This window comes from Enterobacter sp. 03-F-07-AD-ECC, assembly GCF_047530935.1.
Classification (GTDB): Bacteria; Pseudomonadota; Gammaproteobacteria; order Enterobacterales; family Enterobacteriaceae; genus Enterobacter; species Enterobacter cloacae.
Genome location: NZ_JBLKBZ010000003.1, coordinates 416,601 through 437,912 on the forward strand (window position 1 = coordinate 416,601; position 21,312 = coordinate 437,912).

The window sequence follows — 21,312 nt, forward strand, 5'->3', positions numbered from 1 at the left end:
CTCCTTGTCAGCTTTTTCACGCAGCGAACTGCGTCTTACATCATGACGACGTCAAATTGCTCCTGGTTATAGAGCGGCTCAATTTGTACTTTTACCTGTTTGCCGACAAAGATTTCCACTTCCGCCAGCGCGTGCGACTCTTCACCTTTCAGCGCTTCAGCCACCGCAGGGGAAGCATAGACCAGAAAACGATCGGAGTCGTAGGCATGATGAACGCGGACAATTTCACGCATGATCTCATAGCAGACGGTCTCCACCGTCTTTACGGTGCCGCGTCCGTGGCAGGTTGGACACTCGTTACACAGCACATGTTCCACACTTTCACGGGTCCGTTTACGCGTCATTTCCACCAGCCCCAGCTGTGAGAAGCCGTTAATGCTGGTTTTCACGCGATCTTTACTCAGCGCCTGCTCAAGCGAGTGCAGCACACGACGGCGATGGTCTTCATTGTTCATATCGATAAAGTCGATGATGATAATGCCACCCAGGTTGCGCAGACGAAGCTGGCGCGCAATGGCCTGTGTCGCTTCAATGTTGGTATTGAAGATAGTGTCATCCAGGTTGCGATGACCGACAAACGCACCGGTGTTGATGTCCACGGTGGTCATTGCTTCGGTCTGATCGATGATCAGATAACCGCCGGACTTCAGTTCAACCTTGCGCTCCAGCGCACGCTGGATCTCATTTTCGACATCATAGAGATCGAAGATTGGCTGACGCCCGGTGTAATGTTCCAGCAGGCCAGGCATTTCCGGGATGTACTCAGCGGTAAATTCGAGCAGCGCTTCGTAGGTGAGGCGCGAGTCCACGCGGATTCGGTCGAGCTGAGCATCAGCAAAATCACGCAGCACGCGCTGGGCAAGCGCCAGCTCACCGTACAGCTGATAGCGGGTCTGGTTGCGTTTCTTACGCTCCATCACCTTGGTCCAGACGCGCTTCAGGTAAGCCGCATCGGATGCCAGATCCTCTTCGCTAACCCCTTCGGCGGCGGTACGGATGATAAACCCGCCCTGTTCGTCGCAGTAGGCGCTGACCACTTTCTTAAGGCGCTCGCGCTCGCTTTCACTTTCAATACGCTGGGAAACCCCCACGTGCGACGCGCCGGGCATAAAGACCAAATAACGGGAAGGTAACGTGATGTCGGTTGTCAGACGGGCGCCTTTGGTGCCAAGGGGGTCTTTCACCACCTGCACCATCAGATCCTGCCCCTGACGCACCAGCTCTGAAATGTCGCGTACGGCAAACTGCTTTTGCTCTTCGCCTGCGACACACTCGGTATGCGGCATGATGTCGGAGGCATGTAAAAATGCCGCCTTATCCAGTCCAATATCTACAAAAGCCGCCTGCATACCCGGCAGTACGCGGCTGACACGACCTTTGTAGATATTGCCTACTATTCCGCGTCGCGCTTCACGCTCAATATGAATTTCCTGAAGAATGCCACCATCAATGTAGGCCACACGGGTTTCCGATGGCGTTACGTTTACCAACAATTCAGCCGTCATAATTATCCCTTCCCTCACGCAGTGAGTTAAAATTGCTCAGCAACTCATACGTTTCCACCAGCGGTAAGCCGACTACGGCGTGATAGCTGCCATTTATCTTCCTGACAAAACAGCCACCCAGCCCTTGAATACCGTATGCACCTGCTTTATCCATCGGTTCACCGCTGGCAATATACGCGGCGATCTCGTCGTTGGTCAGTACTCTGAAGGTCACGTCCGTCACCACCAGACAATCCAGCACGTGCTTGCTGTCCGCCAGCGCCACCGCGGTCATCACCTGATGCGTTTGCCCGGACATTTTGTGCAGCATATGTGCTGCATGCTCAGCGTCTCGCGGTTTCTCAAGCACTTCACCGTTAAGGATAACGATGGTATCCGCCCCCAGCACCGGCAGGTCGCGTGGCACGCACGCAACGCCAGCCTGCGCTTTCTCACGCGCCAGGCGAGAAACATACTGCTGAGCACTTTCGCCCTCAGCACGTTTTTCTTCGATGCCGGTAACGATACGTTCAAAAGCGATGCCCAACTGCGTGAGCAACTCCTGACGACGTGGAGAACCGGAGGCAAGATAGATAGACGTCATAGAAACCTTTTACTGCACAGCAAACTGCTGGCGAACCTTACGCATCAGCAGGAACAGCCACGGCCAGAGCACACCGTTGACTACACTACTCCAGAATACTTCGGGTCGGAAAGAGACGTTGATCACTAAAAACTCTGCCCAGAAAACAACGATATCCGCGGCAAGCGACAACAACATCACGACCAGCGCCTGTTGCCAGAGCGCGAGGTTACGAAAGAGCTGGAATTTGAGTGCAACGAGATATGCAATGATGCTCATGGATAACGCACGAACACCCAGCGTTGAGCCACTAATGAGATCCAGTATGGCACCCATTACAAAGCCTGTGCCAACATTTACGCGGTGCGGCAGGGCAAGGATCCAGTAGAGCAAAATGAGCAATACCCAGTTTGGCCGGTAAACAAGAATGTCGTCCGGCCAGGGCATTATCTGCAGCAACAGCGCGATGAGAAACGAGAGCCAGATAACCCAGCGTCCCTGGCTACGATAACTGGCCACTACTGCCCTCCGGATGAGAGTTTAGGCGGTGGCGGCGCATCCGTTATCCCGGTGGCCGGCGCGGGTACTGGCGCAGGTGGTCCCATCGCATCCGGAGCAGGAAGAACCTGCGGCATCATCTGCATCAGGCGCTCATTGGCAACGCGATGCACCTCTTCAGGCGTCATTGGGTTGGCACCGTTACGATCGGCTCCCCACAGCAGCAGCAGGTAGCGAAGACGCTGTAAACCCGCCGTTGGACGCGCCTGAATCACGGTGTAGGCACGCTGCGTATCAAGCTTCACAGAAGAGACAACCGCAACCGGATACCCTTCAGGGAAACGTCCACCCAGACCGGAGGTGACCAGCACGTCGCCCACACGGATATCCGTGTTGGCTGGCAGGTGCTCCAACTGCAGATCGTCCGTGCAGCCGTTACCCGCCGCAATGACGCGAATATCGTTACGCAGAACCTGAATAGGCAGCGCATGGGTGGCATCGCAGATCAGCAGTACACGGCTGGTCAGTTTGGCGACGGCGACCACCTGGCCCACCACACCTTTATCACTGATAACAGGCTGACCTTCATACACACCATTCACGCTACCTTTGTCGATCACCACCTGATCGCTGTAAGGATCGTTTACGGTGGAGATCACCTGCGTCACCATCTTCTGCTCATCCTGACGCAGCGGCGATCCAAGCAGCTCACGCAGACGCGCATTTTCCTGCTTGTATTGCCCTAACATCAGCAGTTCGCTGTTTTTCAACAGCAGTTCCTGGCGCAATGCCCGGTTTTCAAGTTCGAGTTGGTCACGTGAGGACAGCGTTTGAGAAACGGAGTCAAGCAGTTCACGGGGACCATTGGATATAAAGTAGAAAGGACTGACGGCGGTATCCATGTACGTTCTGATCTGGCTGAACGTACCGAGGCGGCTATCGGCAATAATGACACCAAGCGCAACCAGAACCGCCAGGATCAGGCGAAACTGTAGCGAGGGGCCACGGCTAAAAATTGGCTTCATAGGCTATGCGTATTCTCGTGTCAGAGAGAAAGGGTAGCGATTCGCTACCCTTTCACCATGACTACTCTTCGCTGAACAAGTCGCCGCCGTGCATGTCGATCATTTCCAGCGCCTTGCCACCACCACGGGCGACGCAAGTCAGTGGATCTTCTGCAACTACGACAGGAATACCTGTCTCTTCCATTAACAGGCGGTCGAGGTTACGCAGCAGCGCACCACCACCGGTCAGAACCATACCGCGCTCAGAGATATCGGACGCCAGTTCAGGCGGGCACTGTTCCAGCGCAACCATCACCGCGCTCACGATACCGGTCAGCGGCTCTTGCAGCGCTTCCAGAATTTCGTTGGAGTTCAGGGTAAAGCCGCGTGGCACACCTTCCGCCAGGTTACGGCCGCGCACTTCGATTTCGCGAACTTCATCACCCGGATAAGCAGAACCGATCTCGTGCTTGATGCGCTCAGCAGTCGCTTCACCGATCAGGGAGCCGTAGTTACGGCGCACGTAGTTAATGATCGCTTCGTCGAAACGGTCACCACCGATACGCACGGAAGAGGAGTAAACCACGCCGTTCAGGGAAATAACGGCCACTTCAGTGGTACCACCACCGATATCAACCACCATCGAACCGGTGGCTTCAGAAACAGGCAGGCCTGCACCGATAGCCGCAGCCATTGGCTCTTCAATCAGGAACACTTCACGCGCGCCTGCACCCTGAGCAGATTCGCGAATTGCGCGACGTTCCACCTGGGTCGCACCGACCGGCACACAAACCAGCACACGTGGGCTTGGACGCATGAAGCTGTTGCTGTGAACCTGCTTGATGAAGTGCTGAAGCATTTTTTCAGTCACGAAGAAGTCAGCGATAACGCCGTCTTTCATTGGGCGGATCGCGGCGATGTTACCTGGGGTACGACCCAGCATCTGCTTCGCGTCATGACCCACTGCGGCTACGCTTTTCGGCGAGCCGGCACGATCCTGACGAATGGCCACAACAGAAGGCTCATTCAATACGATGCCTTGTCCTTTTACATAAATAAGGGTATTCGCGGTACCCAGGTCAATGGACAGGTCATTGGAAAACATGCCACGAAATTTTTTCAACATACTAAGGGATAATCCTGAAAGCTGGGGCGGAAAACAAAATCCGCTTACTTTACCAACCACACGCAGCAGCGACAAGGCGCAAAAATCACCTGCTGCGGTGAAAATTTGTGCAGTACGTTTCCTTCTGTTACAAATTCATCCCCTGACTCCCTCAGGGCTGAGTACACAGTAGCGTTCCTCACTTTCATTTGTAACCCGCTAAAGGTCGTTCACTGGCTTTTTGCTCGTCATACTCAAAGCTACAGGCGCGATATTCTACGTGAAAACAGCGTAAACGGCAGGTCAAACAGAGTATCTTTGCAAATATTTTTTCACATTGGTGTCAAGCGGCTGAGAGGCGGCAAAAAAATCCCCCTGACCACCCATCACACCACGCTCTGTCAACATCTGCCATTCGCCTCTGGAGCGCACGCCCGTGGCAAATACTTGTGTTCGCGTTCCCTTACACGCTTCCACCAGACTCTGCACCAGCAGCTGGTTTTCCGTGCGCTTTTCAATATTCCTGACCAGCCCCGGATGTAGCTTTAATAATTCCACATCCAGCTCCTTGATCCAGCTGGTACTGACCAGCGTCAGGCCCGCCTGTGTCACCGCCACACGCGCACCCAGCGCATTGATCAAACGTACCACCGGACGTAACCGGCTGATGTGTTGACCAACATCCGCCTCTGCAAGTTCAAAAATAATGTGTTTGCGTTGCGATTTTTCGCATTGCATTAATGTATCGCGCAGCCAGCGTTGAAAACGCGGGCGAATTAACGACTCGACGGTCACCTGTAATGCCAGACTTTCTTCAGGCCAAAAAGATAAAAACGGAATCAGTCGGCTAATTTGCTGACGGTCATACTCTTCGGAGAGTCCAAATTGCAGGACCATCGGCAGATATTCCGCCGAAATAACCTCTTCCGTGCCGTCGAAAATGCGACACATTAATTCACGGTGGTGAACATGGCCGTTTTTCATCACCGCTGGTTTTTGATAAAGGCGGGGGCCACCGCGGCTCAACATTTGTTCAATCAGGGTACGCCAGCGCACATTGCCACGCCCTTTCTCAGGCAGGGAATCGTCATATACCGCCCAACCGTTCGCCCCTTGCAGCACTGCGTTACGGGTTGCCGCTTCCGCATGCTCCATCACCTGTTCAGTTGACTGCCCGCCGCGCCAGGCGCAGATCCCCATATGCACCATATCATCCCGGTCAAGCATTTTGCTCTGCGGCAGCGCATCCACCGCCTTCAGCAACTGGCTGGCGATGCTCTCCGACTCCTTAAGTGTGCGATGGGGTAACAACACCGCAAAGTCGCTGCGGTGATAGCGCGCCAGCAGCGCGCCGGGATAGCGCATAATAAAAGTCGACAGCAAGTTGATGAGCGTAAAGAGGTTCTCTTCCGCCACGCGGCGTCCCCAGGTATCGCGCAGGAGATCGAAATCCGGCAGACGAACCATCATGACGACCCCGTGCGTTCCCACTTTTTCCGGGTCGTCCAGCAGCGTGGCCAGTTGATTATCAAAGAACAGGCGGTTATTCAGACCGGTTTTGTTATCCTGCGCGGCATAGGAACGGATCAGCGTATCCATGCGGCTGCGCTGATCGCTGGCGAACTGAATTTCTGAAAGCAGCGTGTCCAGCGCGCTGCTGGTGCTGGACGGCCACTCATAGACCGACCCCCGCACCTGTGGGCCGCGCTCCCCGTTGAGTATTCGCACGGAGCGGTTTTCCAGCAGCTCCTGACCGGAGAGCTGACGGCGTAGCCAGCGCACCGCAAGAAAAATCAGCAGGACAATAAAGGCGACGGCAACGGTGAGTGGCGCGGTGGTCATCATCGAGCGGAAATAGCTGGCCATGGGATCGAGGTAGACCAGGCGTATCGTCATCCCCGGATTTTTAAGGGAATGGACATTCACTTCCCGATACTGGCTCACGACGCCCGCAGGCCGATAGCTGCCCTGACGCTGATGGCTTAGCACCGGATGCTTTCCCTGGGTGATGTCGACCTGCACAATATCAACCGGTACCATCAATTCATCCAGCTCGCGGGAGAGTTCCGATAGCGGAGTGGTAATCAGACGCGTATCAATAACTGACGCAACAGACTCAACCCGGTTGACCAGCTTATCCTGAATGGCGTTATAAAAGCTCAGGGAGCAGCCAAGGAGCGTGACAAAAATGGTTAACCCCGTCAGCAACGTGATAAAAGCTGAGAACTTCGTCGTTAATCGCATCCTTGAGATTACTCCGTGGGTTGATGGGTAGCGAGTAAGCGCTAACTTGCATTTCAAATGCGCCATACTACCAAACCTGGTGTATCTGGCAATTTATTGCGTTAAATCGGCATAGCGTTTCATTGAGCGAGTATAGTCTTCAGAACGCATTTTCCAATCATCAGAATAGTGAGGATCCTGTATGCAGGCTTTGATCTTAGAACAGCAGGACGGCAATACCGTTGCCTCGGTGCAAGCCCTTGATGAGAGCCGTCTGCCCGAAGGCGACGTCACCGTCGACATCGACTGGTCCAGTCTGAATTACAAGGATGCCCTGGCCATCACCGGCAAAGGTAAAATCATCCGAAATTTCCCGATGGTGCCGGGGATTGATTTTGCAGGCCACGTTCATTCCAGCGAAGATCCGCGGTTTCATGCCGGCCAGCAGGTGCTGCTCACCGGTTGGGGCGTCGGCGAAAATCACTGGGGCGGGCTGGCAACGCAGGCGCGGGTGAAAGGCGAGTGGCTGGTGCCCATGCCTGCTGGGCTGGATGGCCGCAAAGCGATGATTATCGGTACCGCAGGCTTTACCGCCATGCTGTGCGTCATGGCCCTTGAAGATGCCGGTATCCGCCCTGAGTCAGGCGAGATAGTCGTGACCGGGGCCAGCGGTGGCGTTGGCAGCACGGCGGTGGCTTTACTGCACAAACTGGGGTATCAGGTCGCCGCGGTCTCAGGCCGTGAAAGCACCCATGACTACCTGCGTCAGCTTGGTGCCAGCCGCATTCTTGGCCGCGACGAATTTGCCGAAACCCGTCCGCTGGAAAAACAGATCTGGGCCGGGGCAGTGGATACCGTCGGAAATAACGTGCTGGCAAAAGTGCTGGCGCAGATGAACTACGGTGGCTGCGTGGCGGCCTGCGGTCTGGCGGGCGGTTTTGCGCTGCCAACCACCGTTATGCCCTTTATCCTGCGTAACGTGCGCCTGCAGGGTGTGGATTCCGTCATGACTCCGGCGGCCCGTCGTGCAGAAGCCTGGGAGCGTCTGGTACGCGACCTGCCTGAGTCCTTCTTCACGCAGAGTGCAACCGAAATCGCCCTCAGCCAGGCGCCGGAATATGCCGGTAAGATCATGGATAATCAGTTCCATGGCCGCGCGCTGGTGAAAATTGCCTAATCTTCAAATTTTCGTGACATATTCGCGCTAATCCTTCTCCTCCGTCATGCTTAGAAAAACGCATGACGGAGGATGCCATGAAAACCCGAAAACTGACGGAAGCCGACGTAACGTCCGAATCTGTCTTTATGTTACAGCGCCGCCAGATCCTGAAAATGCTTGGCATCAGTGCCACCGCGTTGTCGCTCACACCTGCGGCTCACGCTGATTTGCTCGACTGGTTTAAAGGCAACGATCGGCCAAAAGCCCCTTCCGGTGCCCCGCTCACCTTTACGAAACCTGCCGAGTGGCAAAACAAACTGACGCTCACGCCAGAAGATAAAGTCACCGGTTATAACAACTTCTACGAATTCGGGCTTGATAAAGCCGATCCTGCGGCCAATGCAGGCAGCATGAAAACCGATCCGTGGACGTTGAAAATTGACGGCGAAGTGGCAAAACCCTTAACGCTGGATCATCACGATCTCACCACCCGTTTCCCGTTAGAGGAACGCATCTATCGTATGCGCTGCGTGGAAGCCTGGTCGATGGTGGTACCGTGGGTAGGTTTTCCGCTGCATAAGCTGCTGGCAATGGTTGAACCAACCAGCAATGCGAAATATGTCGCATTCCAGACGCGTTACGCCCCGGACGAGATGCCAGGCCAGAAGGACCGGTTCATCGGCGGTGGGCTTGCATATCCTTATGTAGAAGGATTACGCCTTGACGAAGCCATGCATCCTCTTACCCTTCTGACCGTCGGCGTTTACGGTAAAGCGCTCCCGCCGCAGAACGGCGCCCCCATCCGGCTAACGGTACCGTGGAAATATGGCTTCAAGGGCATTAAATCGATCGTCAGTATTAAGCTCACCCGTGAGCGTCCGCCCACAACATGGAATCTCGCCGCGCCGGACGAATACGGTTTCTTCGCCAACGTGAACCCACATGTCGATCACCCACGCTGGTCGCAGGCGACGGAACGGTTTATCGGTTCTGGCGGTGCGCTGGATGTGAAGCGTCAGCCCACGCTGCTTTTTAACGGCTATGCGGATGAAGTGGCGTCGCTCTACCGTGGCCTCAATTTACGGGAGAACTTCTGAGTGCGTTTAACGGCAAAACAGGTAACCTGGCTGAAAGTGCTGCTGCATTTAGCCGGGTTGCTCCCTTTTATCTGGTTGTTCTGGGCCGCCAGCCAGGGGCTCTTTAGTGCCGATCCGGCCAAAGATATCCAGCACTTTACCGGTCGGATGGCTCTGAAATTTTTACTGGCGACCTTGCTGGTTTCGCCGCTGGCGCGCTACGCTAAACAGCCATTATTGATACGCACACGTCGGCTTTTAGGGCTATGGTGTTTTGCCTGGGCCACGTTGCACCTGACCAGCTACGCGCTGCTGGAACTGGGGATTAACAACCTGGCACTGCTGGGCCGCGAACTGGTCACGCGTCCTTATCTGACGCTGGGCATTGTCAGTTGGCTGGTGTTACTGGCATTAGCGCTGACCTCCACGCAATATGCGCAGCGAAAACTGGGTAAGCGCTGGCAGTTGCTGCACAACTTCGTCTATCTTGTCGCGATCCTCGCACCCATCCATTATTTGTGGTCCGTGAAGATCCTCTCGCCTCAGCCCATCCTCTACGCGCTGCTGGCTTTGGCGCTTTTAGCATGGCGTTACAAGAAGTTCCGCCAGTGGTTGCGATAGTTCGCGAAACTGTGCGTTTTCCCGCAGATTACTTATCAACCGCCATTCTTTTTCGGATAGCGGTTGATAATCTTCCCTGATAAGACCAGTATTTAGCTGCCAAATGCTACGAAATCGTTATAATGTGCGACTTTGGTTTTCCTGAATGCATTTTAGGAAAGTCATCAGGTGACTTTCGCGTTTCAAAGGTATATTTTGGTTTTTACCCGAGATTCGCAGGAGATAGCGACACAATGGCAGAAAAATTCCGAATCTTAGTTTTAAACGGACCGAACCTGAACATGCTCGGCACCCGTGAGCCAGAGAAGTATGGCACGCTGACATTGAGTGAAATTGTTAACCGTTTGGGCACGGAAGCAGCGTCACTGAATGTGGATTTGGATCATTTTCAGTCAAACGCGGAGTACGCACTCATCGACCGTATTCATCAGGCTAAAGACACTGTGGACTATATCCTGATCAATCCGGCCGCGTTTACGCACACCAGTGTTGCTATCCGCGACGCACTGCTGGCGGTGAGTATCCCGTTTATCGAGATCCACCTCAGCAACGTGCACGCCCGAGAGCCGTTCCGCCACCATTCGTATCTGTCGGATATCGCCGCTGGCGTTATCTGCGGACTGGGCGCAGACGGTTATTCATACGCTTTACAGACAGCGGTAAAACGCCTGTCACAATCACACTAAACAAGAGTACGGAACCCACTCATGGATATTCGTAAGATTAAAAAACTGATCGAGCTGGTTGAAGAATCAGGCATCTCCGAACTGGAAATTTCTGAAGGCGAAGAGTCTGTACGTATCAGCCGTGCAGCCCCAGCCGCTAGCTTCCCGGTAATGCAGCAAGCTTATGCTGCGCCAGTGCAGCAGCCTGCGCTCTCTGCAGCCGTTGCACCAGCCGCAACTGAAGCCGCACCTGCCGCTGCAGCAGAAATCAGTGGTCACATCGTACGTTCCCCAATGGTTGGTACTTTCTACCGCACCCCGAGCCCGGACGCGAAGGCGTTCATCGAAGTGGGTCAGAAAGTCAACGTAGGCGATACCCTGTGTATCGTTGAAGCCATGAAAATGATGAACCAGATCGAAGCAGACAAATCAGGTACTGTGAAGGCGATTCTGGTCGAAAGTGGTCAGCCGGTAGAATTTGACGAGCCGCTGGTCGTCATCGAGTAACGAGGCGAACATGCTGGATAAAATTGTTATCGCCAACCGCGGCGAGATCGCACTGCGTATTCTTCGTGCCTGTAAAGAACTGGGCATCAAGACTGTCGCTGTGCACTCAAGCGCGGACCGCGATTTAAAACACGTATTGCTGGCGGATGAGACGGTCTGTATCGGCCCGGCTCCGTCCGTAAAAAGCTATCTGAACATCCCGGCAATCATCAGCGCCGCTGAAATCACTGGCGCGGTGGCAATTCACCCGGGTTATGGCTTCCTCTCCGAGAACGCCAACTTTGCTGAGCAGGTTGAACGCTCTGGCTTTATCTTCATCGGCCCGAAAGCTGACACCATCCGCCTGATGGGTGACAAAGTGTCTGCAATCACCGCGATGAAAAAAGCCGGTGTTCCAACCGTTCCAGGTTCTGACGGCCCGCTGACTGACGACATGGATGCAAACCGTGCTCATGCTAAACGCATTGGCTACCCGGTGATCATCAAGGCGTCCGGCGGCGGCGGCGGTCGCGGTATGCGCGTAGTGCGCAGCGACGCTGAACTGGCACAATCCATCTCCATGACCAAAGCGGAAGCGAAAGCAGCTTTCAGCAATGATATGGTGTACATGGAAAAATACCTGGAAAACCCACGCCACATCGAAATTCAGGTGCTGGCAGACGGTCAGGGTAACGCTATCTATCTGGCAGAACGTGACTGCTCCATGCAGCGTCGTCACCAGAAAGTGGTCGAAGAAGCACCAGCACCGGGCATTACCCCGGAACTGCGTCGCTACATCGGCGAGCGTTGTGCCAAAGCGTGTGTCGACATCGGCTATCGCGGGGCGGGTACCTTCGAATTCTTGTTCGAAAACGGTGAGTTCTACTTCATTGAGATGAACACCCGTATTCAGGTTGAACACCCGGTTACCGAAATGATCACCGGCGTTGACCTGATCAAAGAGCAGCTGCGTATCGCTGCCGGCCAGCCTCTGTCCATCAAACAGGAAGAAGTAGTGGTCAAAGGCCATGCGGTCGAGTGCCGTATCAACGCCGAAGACCCGAATACCTTCCTGCCAAGCCCGGGTAAAATCACGCGTTTCCACGCGCCGGGTGGCTTTGGCGTGCGTTGGGAGTCTCATATTTACGCCGGTTACACCGTACCGCCGTACTATGACTCAATGATCGGTAAGCTTATCTGCTACGGCGAAAACCGTGACGTGGCGATTGCCCGCATGAAGAACGCCCTGCAGGAGCTAATCATCGACGGTATCAAAACCAACGTTGATCTGCAGATGCGCATCATGAGCGACGAGCACTTCCAGAATGGTGGGACGAACATCCACTATCTGGAGAAAAAACTCGGTCTCAACGAGAAGTAAGAAAGCATCTATGCTAAAAGGCCGGTTTAACCGGCCTTTTTTATTTCTGGGGATCGTCAAGGCCCATCATGTACAATCCCCGCTTTCTTCATCCACAAGGGACAAAAAATGGACAAACGTTTTGTTCAGGCCCATAAAGAAGCGCGCTGGGCGCTGTGGCTGACCCTTCTCTATCTTGCCGCATGGTTGGTAACCGCTTACTTACCTGATTCTGCAATTGGCATCACCGGCCTGCCTCACTGGTTTGAAATGGCCTGTCTGCTGGTACCGCTGATTTTTGTCCTGCTGTGCTGGGCAATGGTGAAATTCATTTATCGCGATATCCCGCTGGAGGACGACGATGCAGCTTGAAGTCATTCTGCCGCTTATCGCGTATTTGTTGGTCGTGTTTGGCGTGTCCGTGTATGCCATGCGCAAAAGGGCAACCGGCACCTTCCTGAACGAATATTTCCTCGGCAGCCGTTCAATGGGCGGCATTGTGTTAGCGATGACGCTCACCGCCACCTATATCAGCGCCAGCTCATTTATTGGCGGTCCCGGGGCAGCCTATAAATATGGGTTAGGCTGGGTGCTGCTGGCGATGATACAGCTCCCGGCTATCTGGCTTTCGCTGGGTATACTCGGCAAGAAGTTCGCTATTCTGGCGCGTCGCTATAATGCCGTGACGCTGAACGACATGCTGTTTGCCCGCTACCGCAGCCGTTTACTGGTATGGCTGGCAAGTCTAAGCCTGCTGGTCGCCTTTGTGGGTGCGATGACGGTGCAGTTTATTGGCGGTGCACGTCTGCTTGAAACCGCAGCAGGGATCCCTTACGAGACTGGCCTGCTTATCTTTGGGATCAGTATCGCGCTTTATACGGCGTTTGGTGGATTCCGCGCCAGCGTACTGAACGACACCCTGCAGGGCATGGTGATGCTCATCGGAACCATTGTGCTGCTGGTGGGGATTGTCCATGCGGCAGGCGGCCTGAGCCATGCTGTTGAAACCCTGGAAGCGATTGACCCGAAACTGGTCACTCCAGAGGGCGCAGATGACATTCTTTCACCCACCTTTATGACCTCCTTCTGGGTGCTGGTCTGCTTCGGCGTCATTGGACTGCCGCATACCGCTGTACGGTGTATCTCCTATAAGGACAGTAAAGCGGTCCATCGCGGCATTATTATCGGGACCATTGTGGTGGCGATACTGATGCTGGGAATGCATCTGGCGGGTGCATTAGGTCGTGCGGTGATCCCAGATCTTACCGTGCCCGACCTGGTGATCCCTACCCTGATGGTTAAAGTCCTGCCACCCTTTGCTGCCGGGATTTTCCTTGCCGCACCGATGGCCGCCATTATGTCGACGATCAACGCTCAGTTGCTGCAAAGTTCCGCTACGATTATCAAAGATCTCTATCTGAATTTGCGTCCCGAGCAGTTGAAAAACGAACGACGCTTAAAGCGGATGTCTGCGGTGATCACGTTGTTATTAGGGGCGCTGCTGCTGCTGGCCGCCTGGCGTCCACCGGAGATGATCATCTGGCTGAACCTGCTTGCGTTTGGCGGCCTTGAAGCTGTTTTCCTGTGGCCTCTGGTGCTTGGCCTGTACTGGGAACGCGCGAATGCTGCGGGCGCGCTAAGCGGCATGATTGTTGGCGGTGTCGTGTACGCCGTGCTCGCCACCTTTAAGATCCAGTACCTGGGCTTCCATCCAATTGTGCCTTCGTTACTGTTAAGTTTACTGGCGTTTGTGGTGGGGAACCGTTTCGGTCAACCCGTCCCACAACCCGCTATGATGTCTACTGATAAATAAAGAGTTTTGCCATGCCGTGGATCCAACTAAAACTGAACACAACCGGCGCTAACGCCGAAGAGCTGAGCGATGCGCTGATGGAGGCCGGCTCGGTCTCTATCACCTTCCAGGACACGCATGACACGCCGGTCTTTGAGCCGCTGCCGGGCGAAACGCGCCTGTGGGGCGATACCGACGTGATTGGCCTGTTTGATGCCGAAACAGACATGAAAGAAGTGGTCGCGATTCTGGAACATCATCCTCTGCTGGGCGTGGGTTTTGCGCACAAAATCGAACAACTGGAAGACAAAGACTGGGAACGCGAGTGGATGGATAACTTCCACCCCATGCAGTTTGGCAAGCGTCTGTGGATCTGCCCAAGCTGGCGCGAAGTTCCCGATGAAAACGCGGTCAACGTGATGCTCGACCCGGGTCTGGCATTCGGTACCGGCACCCACCCAACCACCTCACTGTGCCTGCAGTGGCTGGATGGCCTGGATCTGGAAGGGAAAACCGTGATCGACTTCGGCTGTGGATCCGGGATCCTCGCCATTGCCGCACTGAAGCTGGGTGCCGCAAAAGCCATCGGGATCGATATCGATCCGCAGGCTATTCAGGCCAGTCGTGATAACGCCGAGCGTAACGGCGTTTCCGATCGCCTTGAGCTGTATCTGCCGGACGCGCAGCCAGAGGCCATGAAAGCCGATGTGGTGGTCGCTAACATCCTGGCAGGCCCATTACGCGAGCTTGCACCGTTAATCAGCGTGCTGCCCGTTGAGGGCGGTCTGCTGGGGCTTTCCGGGATCCTGGCAAGCCAGGCTGACAGCGTTTGCGAAGCCTACGCCGATCTCTTCAACCTCGATCCGGTGGTGGAAAAAGAAGAGTGGTGCCGCATCACGGGCCGTAAAAAATAAGAACATTTTTCGTACTGAGATGATGTTCTAAAATGCGACGCAGATCGCATAGAAGCGGGAGAATCTGCTGCTAAAAACAGCAGAATATCCCGCTCAACGGATTCATTTTTTGAGAAATGATGAGAAGTTACGGGAAATTGTAAGCGGTCATAAAATCGCCGTTAATACATAACATAATGATTTAAATAAAAAATAATTTTCATCATTGTGACTGGGTGGCGATTCCATGATCTACAACAGTGGATTGTTCAAAGTTTGGCCTTTCATCTCGTGCAAAAAATGCGTAATATACGCCGCCTTGCAGTCACAGTATGGTCATTTCTTAACTCATGCGCATCGGACACCACCAGCTCAGAAATCGCCTGATCGCAGCCCCAATGGCAGGTATTACCGACCGGCCGTTCAGGACGCTGTGTTATGAGATGGGAGCCGGTTTAACCGTTTCCGAGATGATGTCGTCTAACCCGCAGGTCTGGGAAAGCGATAAATCCCGCCTTCGGATGGTGCACATTGATGAACCAGGTATTCGCACCGTGCAAATCGCCGGAAGTGTGCCTGAAGAGATGGCAGATGCCGCGCGGATTAACGTGGAAAGTGGCGCCCAGATTATTGATATCAACATGGGTTGCCCGGCCAAAAAAGTGAATCGCAAGCTTGCAGGTTCAGCCCTTCTGCAATACCCCGACCAGGTGAAGTCAATCCTGACGGCGGTTGTCAGCGCAGTGGACGTTCCTGTTACGTTGAAGATTCGCACGGGTTGGTCGCCGGAACACCGTAACTGTGTAGAGATTGCCCAACTGGCCGAAGACTGTGGCATTCAGGCCCTGACCATTCATGGACGCACTCGCGCCTGTTTGTTCAACGGTGAAGCTGAATACGACAGCATTCGGGCAGTTAAGCAGAAAGTTTCCATTCCGATTATCGCGAATGGCGACATTACTGACCCGCTTAAAGCCAGAGCTGTGCTCGACTATACGGGAGCTGATGCTCTGATGATAGGACGTGCAGCTCAGGGAAGACCCTGGATCTTTCGGGAAATCCAGCATTATCTGGACACTGGGGAGCTGCTTGCCCCGCTGCCTCTGGCAGAGGTTAAGCGCTTGCTTTGTTCGCATGTTCGGGAACTGCATGACCACTACGGCCAGGCAAAAGGGTACCGAATTGCGCGTAAACACGTCTCCTGGTATCTCCAGGAGCACGCTCCAAATGACCAGTTTCGGCGCACATTCAACGCCATAGAGGATGCCAGCGAACAGCTGGAGGCGTTGGAGGCATACTTCGAAAATCTTGCGTAATGAAATAAAGAGCTGACAGAACTATGTTCGAACAACGCGTAAATTCTGACGTACTGACCGTTTCTACCGTTAACTCTCAGGATCAGGTAACTCAAAAACCCCTGCGTGACTCGGTTAAACAGGCACTGAAGAACTATTTTGCTCAACTGAATGGTCAGGATGTTAATGACCTGTATGAGCTGGTACTGGCTGAAGTTGAACAGCCACTGTTGGACATGGTGATGCAATACACCCGCGGTAACCAAACCCGCGCTGCGCTGATGATGGGTATCAACCGTGGTACTCTGCGTAAGAAACTGAAAAAATACGGCATGAACTAATTTCGGTTAGCGAAATGCTTGTTTAAAAAGGCGCTACCTGGCATGGGGATGCGCCTTTTTTATTGCTCCACATTTGCCACCGTCAACGCTTTGTAAACCTTCGCTTTCCCCACTTTTCAACCGCCGCTTTTCGTGTATATTTCCACCACCTTACTGGCTCTCTTCTTCCGGAATGTCATAATGATTCGTAAATACTGGTGGCTGGTTGTCTTTGCTGTCTCCGTTTTTCTCTTTGATGCGCTGCTGATGCAGTGGATTGAACTGATGAGCACCGAAACCGATAAGTGTCGCAATATGGATTCCGTGAACCCGCTTAAACTCGTCAATTGTTCAGAGCTGGACTGAGCCGCCAACGTCGTCAAAAACCCCGAAATCACTTAATTAAAACGGGGATTTAAATCCCTTTGAGTCATTACCTTACGATGATAATGTCTCGCCCTTCACCACCGCCCTTGCGTAACCTCACACTCGAGTTGAACCGATCATGCTGGTTAGCCAATACAACCATATCCTTGTCGTCCTCTCCTTTGTTGTCGCTATCCTTGCTGCCTATACCGCGCTGAATATGGCCGCGCGTGTGGCGGGAAGTCAGGGCGTGGCAGCGCGCATCTGGCTGGCCGGTGGCGGTGTTGCAATGGGTATTGGCGTATGGGCGATGCATTTTATCGGCATGCTGGCGATGGATCTCTCCATGAGCATGAGCTACAACGCCACCCTGACGGGGTTATCGATGGTTATCGCCGTGGGTTCATCCTTGTTTGCGCTGTGGCTTGTCAGCTGCGAGCAGCTGCGTTTGCGCCGTCTGCTGCCCGGTGCACTAGTCATGGGAACCGGTATTGTGGCCATGCATTACACCGGCATGGCGGCCCTGGAGGTTACGCCCGGTATTATCTGGGATAAAACATGGGTGGCGATATCAGTCGCTATTGCGCTTGCTGCGTCGCTCGCCGCACTGTGGCTGACGTTCCGCCTGCGTCATGAGGCCGCTCAGGTCGCGCTGATGCGCATGGGTGCTGCAATCACGATGGGAATTGCGATTGCCGGAATGCATTATGCGGGGATGAAAGCCGCACAGTTTCCAGTGTCGACCATGGCTCACCATGAGGGGATTAACGGCAGCTGGCTGGCCGTGCTGGTGAGCGTTGTCGCACTCGCCATCCTTGGTATCACCCTGCTGGTGTCGATGCTGGATGCGCGCCTGCAGGCACGCACCTCTCTCCTCGCCTCGTCTCTGGCGGAAGCAAACCGGGAGCTGGCCCAGCTGGCGCTACAGGATACGCTGACGCGCCTGCCCAATCGTATCCTGCTGGAAGATCGACTCGATCAGGCCATCAACAAAGCAGATCGTGAAGGCACGCATTTCGCATTGATGTTTATGGATCTCGACGGCTTTAAAACCGTCAATGACGCCTACGGGCATGATATCGGCGATAAACTGCTGGTTGCCGTTACGCAACGCCTGCTGCTCCCTCTGAAAGGCCAGTTCACCCTTGCACGTATTGGCGGTGATGAATTTGTTCTGCTGGCAGAGGTTGGGGGGCCGGACGATGCAGCCTCCCTTGCCAATGCCCTGGTGCGCACTATCGATAGTCCATTCAATGTGGATCCGTATGAACTGGTGGTGACCCTCAGTATTGGCATTGCGCTTTATCCTCACGATGGCAAAACCGATCGCGAGCTGATGTTTAACGCCGATGCGGCGATGTACCACACCAAGCATATGGGCCGTAACGGTTATCACTTTTTCCAGCCCTCCATGAACACGCTGGCGCAAACCCATCTGCAGCTGATGAACGATCTGTGGCTGGCCATCGATCGTAATGAGCTACAGCTGCATTATCAGCCCAAATTCCACGCGCCGGCAGGCCCCGTACTCGGGTTTGAGGCACTCCTGCGCTGGCAACACCCTAAGCTGGGATTGCTTACGCCAGACCTGTTCCTGCCGCTGGCGGAAAAAACGGGACAGATCATTCCCATTGGCAACTGGGTTATCAACGAAGCCTGCCGCCAGTTGCGGGAATGGCACCTTAAAGGGCATCAAAACTGGTCAATGGCGGTGAACCTGTCGACACTTCAGTTTGAACAACCTTCTCTGGTGAGTACGGTGCTTGATTGTCTGACACGTCACCAGGTGCCGCCGGAAATGCTGATCCTTGAAGTGACGGAAACCACTGCGATGAGTAACCCGGATGAGAGCGTGCGGGTGCTGACAGAGCTGACGAATGCGGGTGTGAAAGCCTCTATTGATGACTTTGGTACCGGCTACTCGAGCCTGCTGTATCTTAAACGCTTACCCGCCTGTGAATTGAAAATCGACAGGGCGTTTGTAAAAGAGCTCAGTGGAGAAAGCGAAGATGCGACCATTGTCTCCGCGATTGTCGCCCTGGCGAAAACGCTGAATCTGAAAGTAGTGGCTGAAGGGGTGGAAACCGAAGCACAGCAAGCCTTTTTGACGGAACTGGGCTGTAATACCCTTCAGGGCTATTTGTTAGGGAAACCTGTCAGCGCGCAGACCATTGAAGCGCTTTGCGAGCAGGGAGAGATCTTGCCCGACACCGAGTCGTAAGCCTCTTCATGTGGCGACACGCGCACCACCGGGAGTGTCGCCAGAATGTTATCGACCAGAGCAGGTGCCTGTTGATAGAGGTTGAAGCTGTCGTTATTCATTAACCAGTTTTTAATTATTCCGCTAAAAAATCCGTGAAACACTATCAACGTTAAATCCACATTCACCTGCGAAGAAATGATGTTTCGTGAAATACAGCGCTCCAGTGTCGCACGTAGAAAATCATTGTTGAAACCAATACGTTTCCTGATTTCATACTCGGAAACCATATCACTGGTAAATTCACACTTATGATACAAAATCTGTAACAGCGCGCACTGGCGAGGCTCATGCGCAATATATTGTAACGCAGTGATAAATTGCTCACGAAGCATTAACAAGGGATCATCTTTTTCGGAAAGAGAAAGTCTGTCATGAATGAGATCGCGAAGCGGCAATTGCTGTTCCCAGATAGCATTAAATATCTCTGTTTTACTGGTGAAATGCCAATAGACGGCCCCACGCGTCACCTTTGCCGCATCGGCGATATCCGTCAGCGTTGTGTTGGTTACGCCACGTGTCGCAAACTGCCCGATAGCCGCTTCAATCAACTGTTGACGGGTTTGTTGAGCCTCTGCTTTCTTTTTACGCGCCATGGACGACTACTCGTTACTCACAAGAATTAAGCTGTTTAGTAGGGTTTTGTAATCGGAAGTATTCATGAAAGACAAGGTGAATTCTGCACAAAAAAAGTCAATTCGCTTTATTTATAACTGAGGTAAATGCATACCAATAATTAAATTCACAAAACAGATGAATGCCCTCTATGAAACATCACTCTCCTGATTACTTTTGTTAAAGTATATTGCTGTAAACGCAAAGCCTTCTTCTAATTTTCTTTCCTGCCGCATTTATCCGCACTTATAAATTAAAAAACATTAAATACCCTCATTATTATACGCAGCTACATTTTTTGTTTTTGTCCCCTGCCCTGTCACCGATCCACGGAAATATCGGTTAATGGGTATTTAAAGGAACAGTAATGACGAATCATTTCAGACGCTTGCCCTTAACCGGTTTTATTGTCTGCGCCGCACTGCTTGCCGGATGCGATGGACAGGAAAATCAGCAACATCAACCGCAGCCGCCTCAGGTGAGTGTACACATTGTCAAAAGTGCCCCCCTCACTGTGACAACAGAGCTGCCGGGCAGAACAGATGCGTTTCGCGTTGCGGAAGTGCGTCCTCAGGTTAGCGGCATTATCCTGCGTCGCAATTTCACCGAAGGCAGCGATGTCAAAGCTGGTCAGTCACTTTATCAGATCGATCCCGCCAGCTATCAGGCGGCGTATGACAGCGCAAAAGGAGAGCTGGCGAAAGCCCAGGCGGCAGCCAATATTGCGCACCTGACGGTGAAACGTTATCTCCCGCTGGTGGGCACACAGTATGTCAGTAAGCAGGAGTACGACCAGGCCGTTGCAACGGCTCAGCAGGCGGATGCCAGCGTCGTTGCTGCAAAAGCAGGAGTTGAAAGCGCACGCATCAACCTTGCCTATACCAAAGTCACCTCTCCCGTCGATGGTCGCATTGGTAAATCCAGCGTGACCGAGGGAGCTCTCGTCACCAACGGCCAGGCAAACGCCCTGGCAACGGTACAGCAACTGGATCCGATGTATGTCGATGTCACCCAGTCCAGCAATGATTTTATGCGTCTGAAGCAGACAAGCCTGCAAAAAGGGGAGACCACCAGCACCGTCGAGCTGTTGATGGAGAATGGTCAGCCCTATCCGCTAAAAGGCACGCTGCAGTTTTCTGATGTGACGGTTGATGAGAGCACTGGCTCCATCACTCTGCGGGCGATTTTCCCAAATCCGCAACACCTGCTGTTACCGGGAATGTTTGTACGCGCCCGCATTAATGAGGGTACGCAGCCGAATGCGATTCTGATCCCACAGCAAGGCGTCACCCGCACGCCGCGTGGGGATGCAACTGTCCTGATTGTTAACGACAAAAACCAGGTTGAGTCACGCACCGTCGTTGCCTCTCAGGCCATTGGCGATCGCTGGCTGGTCACAGAGGGGCTGAAAAACGGTGACCGCGTGATTGTCAGTGGGTTACAAAAAGCCAAACCTGGGGCTACCGTCGTCGCCACACCCGATACCTCTACGACTCCAGCCGGTTAA

At 53.7% G+C, this 21,312-nt stretch carries 21 protein-coding genes; 14 read left to right on the plus strand and 7 right to left on the minus strand.

Annotated features, from left to right (window positions below; genetic code table 11):
• Positions 1-35 precede the first annotated feature (35 nt).
• From rng to csrD, 6 genes are all read right to left on the minus strand, one after another.
• Complete coding sequence (gene rng / locus ACMWKA_RS07130; RefSeq protein ID WP_014833490.1) at positions 36-1,505, minus strand: ribonuclease G; 1,470 nt, start codon at positions 1,503-1,505, stop codon at positions 36-38.
• Entirely contained in the window at positions 1,495-2,088 is a 594-nt protein-coding gene (locus ACMWKA_RS07135; RefSeq protein WP_038420713.1) for a Maf family protein, read from the minus strand. Before ACMWKA_RS07135 ends, rng begins: the two co-directional genes overlap by 11 nt.
• Before the next feature lie 9 nt (positions 2,089-2,097).
• Entirely contained in the window at positions 2,098-2,586 is a 489-nt protein-coding gene (gene mreD, locus ACMWKA_RS07140) for a rod shape-determining protein MreD (protein WP_013098985.1), read from the minus strand.
• Positions 2,586-3,590: a rod shape-determining protein MreC gene (mreC, locus tag ACMWKA_RS07145; RefSeq protein WP_013098986.1), complete on the minus strand. Its 1,005-nt coding sequence runs from the start codon at positions 3,588-3,590 to the stop codon at positions 2,586-2,588. The genes mreD and mreC overlap by 1 nt, the downstream gene beginning before the upstream one ends.
• A gap of 61 nt (positions 3,591-3,651) precedes the next feature.
• Complete coding sequence (gene mreB / locus ACMWKA_RS07150) at positions 3,652-4,695, minus strand: rod shape-determining protein MreB (RefSeq protein WP_000913396.1); 1,044 nt, start codon at positions 4,693-4,695, stop codon at positions 3,652-3,654.
• A gap of 282 nt (positions 4,696-4,977) precedes the next feature.
• The gene (gene csrD / locus ACMWKA_RS07155; protein ID WP_023620882.1) at positions 4,978-6,918 is read right to left on the minus strand and encodes an RNase E specificity factor CsrD; all 1,941 of its coding nucleotides are present in this window, start codon (positions 6,916-6,918) and stop codon (positions 4,978-4,980) included.
• A 181-nt stretch (positions 6,919-7,099) separates the two neighbouring features.
• Between csrD and ACMWKA_RS07160 the strand changes: the two genes are divergently transcribed.
• The 13 genes from ACMWKA_RS07160 (at position 7,100) to ACMWKA_RS07220 (ending at position 19,151) form a co-directional block, all read left to right on the plus strand.
• A complete protein-coding gene (locus ACMWKA_RS07160) occupies positions 7,100-8,074 on the plus strand; it encodes an MDR family oxidoreductase (protein WP_308926082.1) in 975 nt (324 codons plus the stop codon).
• A gap of 77 nt (positions 8,075-8,151) precedes the next feature.
• Positions 8,152-9,153, plus strand: a complete 1,002-nt coding sequence (gene msrP, locus ACMWKA_RS07165; RefSeq protein ID WP_013098989.1) for a protein-methionine-sulfoxide reductase catalytic subunit MsrP — start codon at positions 8,152-8,154, stop codon at positions 9,151-9,153.
• Positions 9,154-9,753 carry a protein-methionine-sulfoxide reductase heme-binding subunit MsrQ gene (gene msrQ / locus ACMWKA_RS07170; protein WP_013098990.1) on the plus strand — a complete coding sequence of 200 codons (600 nt, stop codon included), beginning with the start codon at positions 9,154-9,156 and terminating at the stop codon, positions 9,751-9,753. It abuts the gene before it with no gap.
• Between the two features lie 233 nt (positions 9,754-9,986).
• On the plus strand, positions 9,987-10,439 hold the full coding sequence (gene aroQ, locus ACMWKA_RS07175; RefSeq protein ID WP_013098991.1) for a type II 3-dehydroquinate dehydratase: 453 nt from the start codon (positions 9,987-9,989) through the stop codon (positions 10,437-10,439).
• Between the two features lie 21 nt (positions 10,440-10,460).
• The gene (gene accB, locus ACMWKA_RS07180; protein WP_013098992.1) at positions 10,461-10,925 is read left to right on the plus strand and encodes an acetyl-CoA carboxylase biotin carboxyl carrier protein; all 465 of its coding nucleotides are present in this window, start codon (positions 10,461-10,463) and stop codon (positions 10,923-10,925) included.
• 10 nt (positions 10,926-10,935) lie between these two features.
• Positions 10,936-12,285, plus strand: coding sequence for an acetyl-CoA carboxylase biotin carboxylase subunit (accC, locus tag ACMWKA_RS07185; RefSeq protein WP_003860388.1), 1,350 nt, complete (start codon positions 10,936-10,938; stop codon positions 12,283-12,285).
• A gap of 108 nt (positions 12,286-12,393) precedes the next feature.
• Positions 12,394-12,636, plus strand: coding sequence for a YhdT family protein (locus tag ACMWKA_RS07190; RefSeq protein WP_047351792.1), 243 nt, complete (start codon positions 12,394-12,396; stop codon positions 12,634-12,636).
• Positions 12,626-14,077: a sodium/pantothenate symporter gene (gene panF, locus ACMWKA_RS07195; protein ID WP_020687390.1), complete on the plus strand. Its 1,452-nt coding sequence runs from the start codon at positions 12,626-12,628 to the stop codon at positions 14,075-14,077. The genes ACMWKA_RS07190 and panF overlap by 11 nt, the downstream gene beginning before the upstream one ends.
• A gap of 11 nt (positions 14,078-14,088) precedes the next feature.
• Positions 14,089-14,970, plus strand: coding sequence for a 50S ribosomal protein L11 methyltransferase (gene prmA, locus ACMWKA_RS07200; protein WP_149896918.1), 882 nt, complete (start codon positions 14,089-14,091; stop codon positions 14,968-14,970).
• A gap of 329 nt (positions 14,971-15,299) precedes the next feature.
• Positions 15,300-16,265: a tRNA dihydrouridine synthase DusB gene (dusB, locus tag ACMWKA_RS07205; RefSeq protein ID WP_013098996.1), complete on the plus strand. Its 966-nt coding sequence runs from the start codon at positions 15,300-15,302 to the stop codon at positions 16,263-16,265.
• 23 nt (positions 16,266-16,288) lie between these two features.
• On the plus strand, positions 16,289-16,585 hold the full coding sequence (gene fis, locus ACMWKA_RS07210) for a DNA-binding transcriptional regulator Fis (RefSeq protein ID WP_000462905.1): 297 nt from the start codon (positions 16,289-16,291) through the stop codon (positions 16,583-16,585).
• A 180-nt stretch (positions 16,586-16,765) separates the two neighbouring features.
• Complete coding sequence (locus tag ACMWKA_RS07215) at positions 16,766-16,930, plus strand: DUF2556 family protein (RefSeq protein ID WP_013098997.1); 165 nt, start codon at positions 16,766-16,768, stop codon at positions 16,928-16,930.
• Positions 16,931-17,069: 139 nt separating this feature from the next.
• Complete coding sequence (locus ACMWKA_RS07220; RefSeq protein WP_336242472.1) at positions 17,070-19,151, plus strand: putative bifunctional diguanylate cyclase/phosphodiesterase; 2,082 nt, start codon at positions 17,070-17,072, stop codon at positions 19,149-19,151.
• Here ACMWKA_RS07220 and envR read toward each other — a convergent pair.
• On the minus strand, positions 19,067-19,786 hold the full coding sequence (gene envR, locus ACMWKA_RS07225) for an acrEF/envCD operon transcriptional regulator (RefSeq protein ID WP_414760092.1): 720 nt from the start codon (positions 19,784-19,786) through the stop codon (positions 19,067-19,069). The genes ACMWKA_RS07220 and envR overlap by 85 nt on opposite strands.
• Before the next feature lie 386 nt (positions 19,787-20,172).
• Here envR and ACMWKA_RS07230 point away from each other — a divergent pair, with 386 nt between their 5' ends.
• Positions 20,173-21,312, plus strand: coding sequence for an efflux RND transporter periplasmic adaptor subunit (locus tag ACMWKA_RS07230; RefSeq protein WP_013098999.1), 1,140 nt, complete (start codon positions 20,173-20,175; stop codon positions 21,310-21,312).

Coding starts and splice junctions, on each gene's coding strand:
- rng (WP_014833490.1), bottom strand. CDS start 1,505: ATGACGGCTGAATTGTTGGTAAACGTAACGCCATCGGAAACCCGTGTG.
- ACMWKA_RS07135 (WP_038420713.1), bottom strand. CDS start 2,088: ATGACGTCTATCTATCTTGCCTCCGGTTCTCCACGTCGTCAGGAGTTG.
- mreC (WP_013098986.1), bottom strand. CDS start 3,590: ATGAAGCCAATTTTTAGCCGTGGCCCCTCGCTACAGTTTCGCCTGATC.
- mreB (WP_000913396.1), bottom strand. CDS start 4,695: ATGTTGAAAAAATTTCGTGGCATGTTTTCCAATGACCTGTCCATTGAC.
- csrD (WP_023620882.1), bottom strand. CDS start 6,918: ATGCGATTAACGACGAAGTTCTCAGCTTTTATCACGTTGCTGACGGGG.
- ACMWKA_RS07160 (WP_308926082.1), top strand. CDS start 7,100: ATGCAGGCTTTGATCTTAGAACAGCAGGACGGCAATACCGTTGCCTCG.
- msrP (WP_013098989.1), top strand. CDS start 8,152: ATGAAAACCCGAAAACTGACGGAAGCCGACGTAACGTCCGAATCTGTC.
- aroQ (WP_013098991.1), top strand. CDS start 9,987: ATGGCAGAAAAATTCCGAATCTTAGTTTTAAACGGACCGAACCTGAAC.
- accB (WP_013098992.1), top strand. CDS start 10,461: ATGGATATTCGTAAGATTAAAAAACTGATCGAGCTGGTTGAAGAATCA.
- accC (WP_003860388.1), top strand. CDS start 10,936: ATGCTGGATAAAATTGTTATCGCCAACCGCGGCGAGATCGCACTGCGT.
- ACMWKA_RS07190 (WP_047351792.1), top strand. CDS start 12,394: ATGGACAAACGTTTTGTTCAGGCCCATAAAGAAGCGCGCTGGGCGCTG.
- panF (WP_020687390.1), top strand. CDS start 12,626: ATGCAGCTTGAAGTCATTCTGCCGCTTATCGCGTATTTGTTGGTCGTG.
- prmA (WP_149896918.1), top strand. CDS start 14,089: ATGCCGTGGATCCAACTAAAACTGAACACAACCGGCGCTAACGCCGAA.
- dusB (WP_013098996.1), top strand. CDS start 15,300: ATGCGCATCGGACACCACCAGCTCAGAAATCGCCTGATCGCAGCCCCA.
- fis (WP_000462905.1), top strand. CDS start 16,289: ATGTTCGAACAACGCGTAAATTCTGACGTACTGACCGTTTCTACCGTT.
- ACMWKA_RS07215 (WP_013098997.1), top strand. CDS start 16,766: ATGATTCGTAAATACTGGTGGCTGGTTGTCTTTGCTGTCTCCGTTTTT.
- ACMWKA_RS07220 (WP_336242472.1), top strand. CDS start 17,070: ATGCTGGTTAGCCAATACAACCATATCCTTGTCGTCCTCTCCTTTGTT.
- envR (WP_414760092.1), bottom strand. CDS start 19,786: ATGGCGCGTAAAAAGAAAGCAGAGGCTCAACAAACCCGTCAACAGTTG.
- ACMWKA_RS07230 (WP_013098999.1), top strand. CDS start 20,173: ATGACGAATCATTTCAGACGCTTGCCCTTAACCGGTTTTATTGTCTGC.